We start from the raw sequence: 13,428 nt of genomic DNA, 5'->3' as shown, positions 1-13,428 counted from the left end.
GTGAAGAACTTCAATAAGCAAATCACTTTATCGCTAAAAAATCCGTTTATTTTTCACCATGCCGTTTACGGACAAAAAGTACTTCCGGGATTGGCTTATATAGATATGTTTTATCAAATTTTCAAAGAGCGGGGCTATTCTTACGCTGAGCTTCAATTGCGCCATTTGTCAATCTATCAGCCGCTTATTGCGAAAGAGGACACTGCCATTAAGCTTACGATCGACTGTACAGAGGTAAAAGAGGGGCGCTGGAAAATCGCCGCAAAAGGAAAAGAGTACAGCGGGGGGCGATTGTCACCGGAAGAACACATATACGTAAAAGCTGAAATGCATTTGGTTTCACCCGCGGTATTTCATGACACGCTTGATCTCAGCCAAATCAAACATGCTGCCGAACAAACTGTCAATTTGAATGGACTGTATGAGCAGTGCAGAAGCCAGGAATTGGTTCACAGCGGATATATGAAAGCGGAGGGAGAAGTGTTTGAGGGGGCAGACGGTGTAACGCTTGCTTTGTCCCTCGGGAAAGACGCGATGGAGCAAGCGCATGGTTTTCTGTTCCATCCGACTCTCCTTGACGGAAGCGGTGTAGGTGCCAATAAATTGATTTCGTCTATGTTAAATGGGGAAAAGAGGCTGTTTCTGCCTCTTTTCTATGAATCTTTTACCGCTTCCGAACCCTTGCAGGCCGGGTGCATCACGAGGATCAAACGTTCGTCGCTTCGGCAGGAAAAAGAGCTTATTTACATCATGCTGGAGTTTTTCAACGCTTCCGGCCAAAAAGTAGCTGAGCTGAAAGATTTCACAAGCAAGCTCGTGCGGGGTGCCGAGCTGATTAATAAAAACCATAAGCCCGAGGCGAAACCTGCGCCTCCCGCTTCCGGCTTAACGGAAGTCTCCGCATCTCTTGAAGGAGAGAATCCGTACGAGGAAGCAGAACAGTATGTCAGCAAACTTATGGCGGGAAAAATGGAAAAGACGATTGAACAGATTGATACGCAGGCCGGCTACTATGAGATGGGTCTGACCTCTTCGGGATTGCTTGACGTCGTCGAAACCATAAGTGAAAAAATCGGTGAAACCCTTTCTCCGACCTTGCTGTTTGAATATACAACCGTAGCAGAATTAGCTGCCTTCCTTACGAAGCAATACGGGGAACATTTCAGCGCGTCACCTGTATCGCCGGAGAAAAAAAGCGAGCCGGCGGTGATGAAACCTGAAATCGGGCAAAGCAGCGTTCCGCAAGATGAGGATATTGCGATTATCGGCATGGCGGGCCGCTACCCGAAGGCCGAGAATATTCATGAATTTTGGGAAAACCTTAAAGAAGGAAAGAACTGTGTCAGCGAAATCCCGGAATCCCGCTGGGACTGGCGCCGTTTTGAAAATGCAGAGTCGCCTTCGGGGAAGAAAATATCAAAATGGGGCGGATTTATTGATGATCCGGATTGTTTTGATCCTCAGTTTTTCCGAATTACGCCGCGAGAAGCTGAAACCATGGACCCTCAGGAGCGGCTGTTCCTCCAAACGTGCTGGGAAACGATTGAGGATGCCGGCTATACGCCGAAGACGCTGGCAGAGCCGCGCGGACGGAATAAGAGGCAGCGTGTCGGTGTTTTTGCCGGGGTGATGCACAAGGATTATACATTGGTCGGAGCTGAGGCTTCATCTGAAGACCATGTGTTTCCGCTTTCTCTTAATTATGCGCAAATTGCAAACAGAGTTTCATATTTTTGTAATTTCCACGGGCCGAGCATGGCGGTTGATACGGTTTGCTCTTCCTCGCTGACGGCAGTGCATCTGGCGCTTGAAAGCATTCGCCGCGGAGAATGTGAAACGGCAATAGCCGGCGGGGTCAATCTGTCGCTGCATCCGAATAAATATTTGACCTACGGCTTGTGGGACATGTTTTCCACCGACGGCCTTTGCCATACGTTCGGGAAAGATGGAGACGGCTATGTTCCGGCAGAAGGACTCGGGGCTGTTTTATTAAAGCCGTTAAAGCAGGCGGTAAAAGACGGCGACCGTATTTATGCTGTTGTAAAAGGCAGTGCCGTTAACCACGTGGGGGCAGTGAGCGGAATTTCTGTCCCGAGTCCTGTTGCCCAGGCCGATTTAATTGAGACGTGTCTGGACAAAGCGGGAATCGACCCGCGCACGGTCAGCTATATCGAGGCGCACGGAACGGGTACTTCTTTAGGTGATCCGATTGAAATTCAAGGGCTGGTGAAGGCGTTCCGCCAATATACACAGGACAAGCAGTTCTGTTCCATCGGTTCAGTGAAATCCAATATGGGGCATGCGGAATCAGCGGCGGGCATCAGCGGTTTAAGCAAGGTTGTCCTGCAGCTTCACCATAAAACACTGGTGCCGTCTTTACATTCAGAGGAGCTGAATCCGTACCTAGACTTCAAACAATCGCCATTTTACGTCCAGCATCAAACAGAAGCGTGGCAAAAGCCTGTCATGACAGAAAACGGAAAAGAGGCTGTGTACCCGCGCCGCGCGGGAATCAGCTCGTTCGGGGCAACGGGTTCAAATGTGCATATCATTCTGGAGGAATTTGTTCCGAATGAATCAGAGCAGAAAAAAACAGAGCCGTCAGAAGATCAGACATTTCTCATTCCGCTTTCTGCCCGAAATGAGGAGCGGCTTCAGGCGTACGCGGCAAAGCTGTCCGAATTTCTCCATTCCGGCCTGCAGCTGAGAGATGCGGCATACACACTCCAGATCGGCCGTGAGCAAATGGAGGAACGGGTTGTTTTCCTCGCTGAGGATATGACTCAGCTGACAGAGCAGCTGAAGGCTTTTGTTCTAGGCAAAGATATCAGCGGGTGCTTCAGAGGCAGGGCGGATAAAGATAAACGGACAGAGCTTGCTCCCGGCTTGATACATCATTTGCTTTCTGACGGCGGGCTGGAGACGATTGCTGAAAGATGGGCCGGCGGCGGCACACTGGATTGGAATCTCTTATATGGAGAAAACAAGCCAAACCGCATAAGCCTGCCGACCTATCCGTTTGAAAAAACACGTTATTGGGTGCCTCAGGCAGAGCCGAGAGAAAAGACGCAGGAACAAACCGCCGGCATTCTGCACCCTTTGCTGCATCAAAATGTATCAAACATGTCAGGTGTCCGCTTCCGGTCATCCTTTAGCGGCACTGAATTTTTCCTGAAGGATCATATCGTAAAAAACGAGCGTACTTTACCGGGCGCGGCCTATCTGGAAATGGTGCGGGCAGCTGTTGAACAAGCGGCAGAAACACGGGAAGAAGGCGTAATCCGCCTGAAACATATCGTGTGGATCCGTCCGTTTACGGCAACGGAAGAAAGCGCCGAATTGTATCTTCGCTTATATCATGAAGAAAATGGCGAAATGTCATATGAGATTTATAAAGAGCCGGACCACCCAGAACAGGAGCCTGTCCTCTGCGCACAAGGAAGCGCCGCTTTTGTTCAAGCGGAAGAACCGGCCGGAATCGAGATTAGGAAACTGAAAGAATCACGCCGTTTGATCACGCCTGCCGAATGTTATCAGGCTTATAAGCAGATGGGGATTGAATACGGAGACGCTCATAAAGCGGTAACGGAAATGTATGCAGGGGAAAACGAAGTGCTGGCAAAGCTGTCACTCCCATTTACAGCTGCGCATACAAAAGATCAATTTGTCCTGCATCCGAGCCTGCTTGATGCGGCATTCCACGCGACGATCGGTTTGAAGCTTGAAAAAGGCGGGATTGACAAAAACCCAATGCTGCCGTTTGCCCTCGAACAGATTGATATCTTCAGAGGCTGTGAAAGCGATATGTGGGTATCGATTACATACAGCGGGGAAAGTAAGCCGGGAGATTCCGTGCAAAAACTGGATATTGACTTGTGCGACGAGCACGGCAATGTATGTGTGAAAATGACGGGCTATTCTGCAAGAACGATAGAAACGGAAAAGACTGAGACACTGTTATTTGAGCATGTATGGGAAGAAAAAACCGTTTCACAAATGAAGGCGCCGATCCATTACACAGCGCATCATGTCCTGATTTCTGACAGGTTTACAGAACAGATGAATAGAATGAAAGCAGACTTCAGCTGTAAGGTGCTCCATGATCATCAAAAGAGCGCAGACGAACAGTTTGAAGCCTGTGCGCTCCAAGCTTTTGAAGTGGTGCAGCAAATCCTCGCCTCAAAATCCGGAGGACGGGAGCTGCTTCAAATTGTTGTGCCGGCTGAAGCCGATACGGAGCTCCTCAGCGGTTTAACGGGGCTTTTGAAAACAGCAGCGCTCGAAAACCCGAACCTGACCTGCCAGCTCATCGAATTGGAGCCCGGCATTAAGGCCGGTGTGCTGTCTGAACACTTGACAGAAAGCAGCTTCTGTCCGGATGACAAGCATATACGCTATCAAAACGGCAAGCGATATACGGCTGAGTGGAAGGAGACCGGTCTGGAACGGTTCGGCGCCGAAAAGCCTTGGAAGGACAAAGGCGTTTATCTGATTACAGGCGGCGCGGGAGGCCTCGGCTTTTTATTCGCACGGGAAATCGCGCAGCAAACGAAAGATGCCGTGCTCATTCTCACGGGGCGCTCTTTGCTTGATGATCAAAAGAAAGCACAGCTTCAAGAGCTGTCCGCGCTTGGCGCGCACGCAGTCTACAGACAAACGGATATGGCCGAAAAACAAGAGGTTCAATCACTCACGGAGGATATCCGGAAGCAATACGGCGGCTTACACGGCATCATCCATAGCGCCGGAACGATAAAAGACAATTACATTTTGAAAAAACAGCAAGGGGAAATCCGGGAGGTGCTGGCTCCGAAAGTCGCCGGCCTGGTTCATCTCGATGATGCGACGAAGCACATTCCGCTGGACTTTTTGATTCTTTTCTCCTCAGGCGCGGGAAGTGCGGGGAGCGCGGGCCAAGCGGACTACGCGATGGCGAATGCGTTTATGAACGCGTTCAGTGAAAAAAGAAACCGGCAGCAAGCGGCGGACGAGCGGTTCGGCCGCACCCTTTCTGTCTGCTGGCCGCTTTGGAAAGACGGCGGCATGAGGGTGGATGCGGAAACAGAAGCGATGCTGACAAAAGAAAGCGGCATGGTTCCTATGAAAACCGAAAACGGTATTCAAGCCTTGTACCGCGGATGGGCGGCAAAGAAAGCCCAAGTCATGGTAACAGAAGGATTCGCGGCGAAAATCCGCGCGTTTCTGCGAAAAACAGCAAGCGATCACAAAGCTGTGAAACCAACGAATCTTTCAGCGGACAAAGAAGAAATGCTCAGAGAAAAAGCAGAGCATTATTTGAAAGACGTGCTTTCCGAGGTGATAAAACTTCCGGTCAGCCGGATTGACGCCAAAGCGCCTATGGAAGACTACGGAATCGATTCCATTATGATTATGCATTTGACGGGCCGTCTGGAAAAGAGCTTCGGTTCATTATCAAAAACATTGTTTTTTGAATACCAAAATATTGAATCATTAACACAGTATTTTATCGAAGCACACCGTGATACCTTACTGGAAATCTTAGGAGTGGAAACTGAGGAAGCCGTTTCAGCGGAGCCTGCTGCTCCTGTGAAAACGGAGGTCAGACCTGCTTCCTTCAAGGCCAAAGGCAAAAAGGGTTTCGCCCGCACACGCACAGAGGCGCCCGAAAAACAGCAGCCTGAACGCGAAGATATCGCCATAATCGGTGTGTCAGGACGTTATCCGCAAGCCGAAAACCTTCAGGAGTTTTGGAAGAACCTGAAGGAAGGCACAGACTGCATTACAGAAATTCCAAGCGAGCGCTGGGATCACAGCCTTTATTATGACGCTGATAAAGACAAAGAAGGCAAGACCTACGGGAAATGGGGAGGATTTCTGAAAGACGTGGATAAATTTGATCCGCAATTCTTTCATATTTCACCCCGAGAGGCAAAAATGATGGACCCGCAGGAGCGGTTATTTTTGCAATGTGTCTATGAAACGATGGAGGATGCCGGCTATACGCGGGAAAATCTGAATAAAAAAGCCGGTGATCCGCTGGGAGCAAATGTCGGTGTTTATGTCGGCGTCATGTATGAGGAATACCAGCTGTACGGAGCCGAGGAACAAGCGCGGGGAAAATCGCTTGCCCTGACCGGAAATCCGTCGTCAATCGCAAACCGGGCTTCCTATGTTTTCGGATTTAACGGGCCCAGCATCGCTTTAGATACAATGTGCTCCTCCTCTTTGACAGCCATCCATTTGGCATGCCAAAGCTTAAGAAACGGGGAATGCGAGGCCGCGTTTGCCGGGGGTGTCAATGTATCCATTCACCCGAATAAGTACTTGATGCTCGGGCAAAACAGATTTTTATCAAGTAAAGGCAGATGTGAAAGTTTCGGAGAAGGGGGAGACGGATATGTGCCTGGTGAAGGCGTGGGCGCTGTTCTCCTCAAACCGCTGTCCAAAGCAAAAGCGGATGGTGACCATATTTACGGCTTGATTAAAGGAACGGCCGTAAACCATGACGGAAAAACAAACGGATATTCCGTCCCTAATCCGAATGCCCAGGCTGCCGTTATAAAACGGGCGCTCCAAGATGCGGGAGCCGATCCGAGGGCGGTCAGCTATATCGAAGCGCACGGCACCGGAACATCACTCGGTGATCCGATTGAAATCACAGGACTTACGAAAGTCTTTTCAGAAAAAACACAAGATAAACAGTTTTGCGCAATCGGCTCGGCTAAATCAAATATCGGCCACTGTGAGAGCGCCGCGGGCATCGCCGGCTTGACAAAGGTTCTGCTGCAAATGAAAAACAAACAGCTCGCGCCTTCGCTGCATTCCAAAACGCTTAATCCGAATATTGATTTTCTCAGTACGCCGTTTAAAGTGCAGCAAACGCTTGAAGATTGGAAGAGACCGGTCATAAATGAAAACGGAGAAAGCACGGAATATTCGAGAATGGCGGGACTCTCTTCTTTCGGAGCAGGCGGCGTCAACGCCCATATTGTCATTGAAGAGTATCTGGAAGAAGAAAAGGATACTGCTTTTGGAGCACCGCATCCGGTCATGATTGTCCTTTCTGCAAAAAATGAAGAAAGGCTTCAGCAACGGGCAAAACGGCTGCTTGAAGCGATTCAAAGCGGACATTATCAAGAGTCAGATCTGAGCCGGATCGCTTATACGCTGCAAATCGGGCGTGAACCGATGGAGGAGCGTCTCGGGCTGATTGTCCGCAATTTACGGGAGCTTGAAGAAAAGCTTGGTGAATTTACCAGCGGCAAGGATTCGATTGACCTGCTGTACCGCGGACAGGTTAAACAAAATAAAGACACGATGGCGCTGTTTGCGGCTGATGAAGATATGGAAAAAACCATTGATGCCTGGCTTGCAAAAGGCAAAGCCGCGAAAGTATTAGAGCTTTGGGTCAAGGGTCTTCCGCTTAATTGGAACAGGTTATACGAGACCGGCAAACCGCGGAAAATCAGTCTCCCGGCTTATCCGTTTACGAAAGACCGCTATTGGATTGACAAATCGGCGGATATGCCTTCCGGCAGACAAATCGAAAAACGGCCGGAGCCGATCACACCGGCAGCCGTCGTAAAGCCGGCCATTGAAGCGCCGCCTGCGGATGAGACTGTTAGTCAGAAGCCGGCACATATCGCATTACAGCCTTTAAACAGACCGGAACCGAAAAGAGCTGCACAGCCTGTTAACCATTCGCCGGTTTCGGCTGAAGCCTTAAGCGGAGAATTAACGGCAAGTTTGGCAGATGTCTTATATATGGATCTTCATGATATTGACCAAGACGACACGTTTATTGACATCGGCATGGATTCGATTACCGGACTGGAATGGATAAAGGCGATTAATAAAACATACGGCACATCCATTACGGTCACAAAAGTATATGATTACCCGACAATCCGCCAATTTGCAGATTTTTTAAAAGACGAGCTTGGCGCGGAAACAGTACATGACCATGCTGAGGCCGTACAGATTGAAATACCGGCAATAGAAAAGCCGTCAAACATTTCGTTACAGTCTTTGACTGAGCGGCAAGGTGTACAGGCGCATGCAGTTGCTGACATCAGAGAGGCGATGTCTGAAACAGCTGCATCTTCTGAGACAGATGAACCGGTTGAGGCGCTGCATGACGAGTTATCAAAAGCGCTGGCTGATGTTCTGTACATGGAGCCTCATGAAGCAGACATTGATGAAGCATTCATTGATTTAGGAATGGACTCCATTACCGGTCTGGAATGGGTCAAGGCCGTCAATAAACGGTACGGCACAGACTGTAACGTCACCAAAGTGTATGATTATCCGACAATCCGCCAATTTTCAGACTTTCTGCATTCAGAGCTGGCCGGCAGGGGCGGAAAAAAGCAGGCGCCTCCAGAACGCCCGCCCGAACTGAAAAAGGAAGCGGCGTCTTCGGAAAAAAAGCAGGTGCAGCCGATCCAAATAACGGTTCAAAAGGAACGTGATACGGAACCTGTTAACTCAGCGCCGAAAGAGGAGAGGCAGGATGCGATCGCCATCGTCGGTATGTCGGGCAGGTATCCTGATGCGCCGGATCTCGGCAAGTATTGGGACAATTTAGTTCAAGCGAAAAACTCAATCCGCGAGATACCGCCTTCCCGGTGGGATGTGAACAAATATTACGATCCGGCATTGAACAAGAAAGGCAAAGTGTACTGCAAATCAATCGGCATGCTGGATGATATTGAGGAGTTTGATCCGCTTTTCTTTAATATTTCTCCTTCAGAAGCCGAACTGATGGACCCTCAGCACCGGATATTTTTACAGGAGGGCTATAAAGCCTTTGAGGATGCGGGTTATAACGCAAGGACATTAAACGGGAAAAAATGCGGCGTATATGTGGGAATTATGAACAATGAATACGGCATGATGCTTAACAAACATCAGTCAGGGGGAAGCGCCACGGGCAACAGCTTCAGCATCGCCGCCGCCCGCCTGCCGTATTATCTCAATTTGAAAGGGCCCGCCATTCCGATAGATACGGCTTGCTCATCTTCACTTGTCGGCACTCATCTGGCGCGCCAGGCGCTGGTAAACCATGAAATCGATATGGCGCTCGTCGGCGGTGTCACCTTGTATTTAACGCCTGAATCATACATCAGCATGTGTGAAGCCGGAATGCTGTCTGCGGACGGTCAATGCAAAGCATTTGATAACAGCGCGAATGGATTTGTGCCTGGTGAAGGTGCGGGTGCGCTCGTTTTGAAAAGGCTTAAAGACGCAGAAGCCGACCAAGACCATATATACGGCGTCATTATCGGTTCAGGCATTAACCAAGACGGCAAAACGAACGGCATTACCGCACCAAGCGCGAAAAGCCAAATGGATTTAGAGCGTGAAGTTTATGAAGCGCACAACATCCACCCTGAAAGCATCAGCTATGCGGAGATGCACGGCACCGGAACGAAGCAGGGCGATCCGATTGAATTAGAAGCTCTATCGTCGGTATTTAAAGAGAAAACGGATCGCAAACAATACTGTGCCATCGGTTCTGTAAAATCGAATATCGGACACACGTCAGCTGCGGCAGGTGTGGCAAGCGTACAAAAAGTGCTGATGTCCATGAAGCATCAGACGCTTGTCCCTACGCTTCATTTCAACACGCCGAATGAACATTTTGCCTTTGATGAGTCGCCTTTATATGTCAATACAGAACTGAAACATTGGGAATCCGGCGATACGCCGCGGCGGGCATGTGTCAGCTCTTTCGGCTACAGCGGCACAAACGCCCACCTCGTTATTGAGGAGTATCAGCCGAAGACGCGCGGGAACAGGCAGCCGGATGAGACAAACATATTTGTTCTCTCAGCGAAAAAGGCGCCGCAGTTAAAGGCTTATGCCGAGTCTATGAAAAACTTCGCAAAAGCGAGCGGAGAGCTGAATCTTTCTGATGTGGCGTATACCCTTCAAACCGGGAGGGACGCAATGGATTACCGCCTCGCTGTTACAGCAGATTCGAAAGAAGAGCTGATCAGGCGTTTGACGGATTTTATCGACGGCAAAACGAGCGAGGGCGTATATTCTGCCCACGTAAAAGCCTCTAAAAGCGAAATCAAAACATTTGAAACGGATGATGATCTGAAGCAGCTGCTTGGATCATGGTTTCAAAAGAAAAAATGGTCCAATATCGCTGAATTATGGGCAAAAGGGCTTCAGGTTGATTGGGACAGGCTCTATAGCGGCGAAAAGCCCCGCCGAATCAGTTTGCCGGCTTATCCGTTTGCAAAAGAGCCGTATTGGCTGCCCCAGCCGAAAGCTGGATTACAAGAAGACGGAAACATGCGGGAGACCCGGCTTTTACAAAAGCAGTGGGCACCGTGCCAAATCCAATCAGTCAAAAGCAAAAACCGCCAAACCGTCATTTTATTAGCTGATCAGAAGACAATAGGGCTTGCTGAGGAAACCGCTAAACATTTTGCTGAATCTGCCATTCTTGATATCGAATCGGCTGATGACGCACATACTGAATGGGATCAGATAGCGGGCGCCGTTGATCTGACCGGATGCGGGGACGAAACGGAGACTTTACAAGGGATCAGCTGGCTTCAGAAACTGATTGAGAACAGCCGCCGTCAAGGGCGTTCAGTAACGCTTTTAAGTGTTACAAAAGGCTTGGAGCCGTTTCAGCAGGAGACGGTTCATCTGTCGGGAGCAGCGAAAAGCGGGCTGTACCGAATGCTGCAAAGTGAATACAAAAGCGTGGCATCAAGGCACATGGATGCAGATCCTTTTACTGAACAAAAGGTGCTTGCCAAGCAAATTGCGGATGAATTTTTTGCCGGCAGCACAGAGCCGGAAGTCTGCTACCGAAACGGGCAGAGATACCGGGCTTGCTACCGGGAAATACCGATGGGTGAGAAAGCTGAGTTGAAGCCCGCTCCGTTTCCGAAAGACCGCGTGCTTCTGATTACAGGAGGGACGAGAGGACTGGGCCTCTTATGCGCCCGCCACTTTACAGAAAAGCACGGAGTGAAAAAAGTAGTGCTGACAGGCCGGGAGCCGTTCCCTCCGCGTGAGGAGCGGGCATCCTTCAAAGCGGCAAACACACCGCTTGCAGAGAAAATACAGGCGATTGAAGAGCTTGAAGCAAGAGGCGTACAAGTTACGGTACTCAACATGACTCTGTCTGACCGCGATGCCGTACAAGCCGGTATCGAAACCATCCGGCGCACGATGGGGCCGATTGGCGGCGTCATTCACTGTGCGGGATTAGTAAATACAACAAATCCCGCGTTTATCAGGAAGACGGCCGAAGACATACATGAGGTGATGGAACCGAAAATCGCCGGTCTTCAAACATTAAGCAGCCTGCTCACAAACGAGCCTTTGCAATTTTTCATCTTATTTTCATCGGTATCAGCCGTCATTCCGGCTCTCGCATCCGGACAATCGGATTATGCGATGGCGAATGCGTACATGGACTATTTCGCGGCTGCTCATCAAGATCAATACCCGATGGTCAGCATTCAGTGGCCGAATTGGAAAGAAACCGGATTGGGGGAAGTCCATACAGAAAGCTTAAAGCAGACTGGACTGTTAGGTTTGACAAATGCGGAAGGGCTTCAGCTTTTAGACAGCATCTTATCGGAAAACATCCGTCCCGCAGTCCTTCCGGCCGTCATTCATGCAGACGGATGGAATCCCGATAGGCTGTTAAATCAAGAGGCCATACAGAGAGAAGCAAAAGACAGCGTGTATAACGGAACAGTGAAACAAACGGCAGGCTCAAGTCTTCTCACTGACACAAAAGCTTGGCTTGTGAAACTGTTTTCCGACGAGCTGAAAATCGCTCCTGATGAACTGGAAACCGATGAACCGTTCCAGGATTACGGAGTGGATTCCATCATATTAGCCCAGCTTTTACAGCAAATGAATCAAGCGCTCAAAGAGGATTTAGATCCGTCCGTTTTATATGAGCATCCGACGATAGATGCGTTTGCAGCATGGCTTGTCTCAAATCAGAAGCCGTTGTTTACAGAACAGCAAGAGCCTGAAACAACAAAACAGCAGCCTGCCGTCCAAGCGGCGGACGATGCTCCTCAGCGGAAGACGCAAACAGAAGACATCGCCGTTGTTGGTCTAAGCTGCCGATTTCCGGGAGCGGAATCCCTTGAACAATATTGGGACCTGCTGTCTGGAGGCCGTTCTGCGATAAGCGCAGTGCCTGCTGAACGTTTTGGGTATCCAAATGAGTTTGTAGCGGGAATGATTGACGGCATGGATCACTTTGATTCCGAATTCTTCTTCATACCGGAAAACGATGCGAAGGCGATGGACCCTCAAGCATTGGCGGTATTAGAAGAAAGCTTAAAACTTTGGTGCCACGCCGGCTATATCCGTGAAGAAATAAAGGGCATGCAGGCCGGTGTGTATATCGGCGGACGCAGCCAGCATCAGCCTGATCAAGAAAGTCTTGCTAAAACCCGCAATCCGATCGTCGCGGGGGGACAAAACTATTTAGCCGCAAATGTGTCGCAGTTTTTTGATCTGCGCGGTCCGAGCATCGTGCTGGATACGGCTTGTTCATCGGCGCTGGTCGGTATGAACATGGCCGTTCAGTCACTAAGGAGCGGTGATATCGAAGCAGCCGTGGTGGGCGGCGTCAGCCTGCTCCATACAGACGCGGCGCACCGGATGTTCCAAGAGCGGGGGCTATTAAGCAAGAAACCGTCATTCCATGTGTTTGACAAACGGGCAGGCGGCGTTGTCTTAGGAGAAGGCGTCGGTATGGTGCTGTTAAAGACGGTAAGCCAAGCGAAAAAAGACGGTGATTCTATATACGCTGTCATCAAGGCCGCCGCCATAAATAATGACGGCCGGACGGCAGGACCGTCTGCACCTAATTTGCAGGCGCAAAAAGACGTGATGCAAACCGCGCTTGAAAAAAGCGGTAAAAAACCGGAAGACATCACCTACCTTGAAGCAAACGGATCAGGTTCGGCGGTGACAGATTTACTTGAGCTGAAGGCGGTCCAGTCCGTATACCGCTCTGATAATCATGAGCCATTAGGAATAGGCTCCATTAAGCCGAACATCGGGCATCCGCTGTGCGCAGAAGGCATCGCCAGTTTTATTAAGGTCGTCCTAATGCTGAAGCATAAAGAAACGGTTCCGTTTTTGTCAGGAGATGAGCCGATGCCGCATTTTGATATAAAAGAAACTGATTTTTATTTTCATAAAACAGCCGGCCCTTGGGCTGCAAAAAGACCGGCCGCAGCCATAAACTGTTTTGCCGACGGCGGGACAAACGCCCACGTCATAGTAGAAGCATGGCAGGAGGAAGATCACACCATAGAGAAAAGACAGCCGCTAGCGGTACCGCCATTAAGACGGAAGGCAATAGCAGAAAACACGGCCCGTCCAGTAAAAGAAAAAGAACTTCCTGCGAAAGAAATGTTTTGGAAAACATTCAATTAAGAG

General features: G+C 49.8%; 1 protein-coding gene. It reads left to right on the top strand.

Translation table 11 applies throughout. The features are described from left to right. A complete protein-coding gene (locus KY305_RS17195) occupies positions 1 to 13,425 on the top strand; it encodes an SDR family NAD(P)-dependent oxidoreductase (protein ID WP_316252459.1) in 13,425 nt (4,474 codons plus the stop codon). The last annotated feature ends 3 nt before the right edge of the window (positions 13,426 to 13,428 follow it).

Source organism: Bacillus sp. YC2 (assembly GCF_019891195.1).
In the GTDB taxonomy this organism is placed as follows: Bacteria; Bacillota; Bacilli; order Bacillales; family Bacillaceae; genus Bacillus.
The sequence above is the reverse complement of the archived record's forward strand: the minus strand, read 5'-3'. Positions and strand labels throughout refer to the sequence as shown.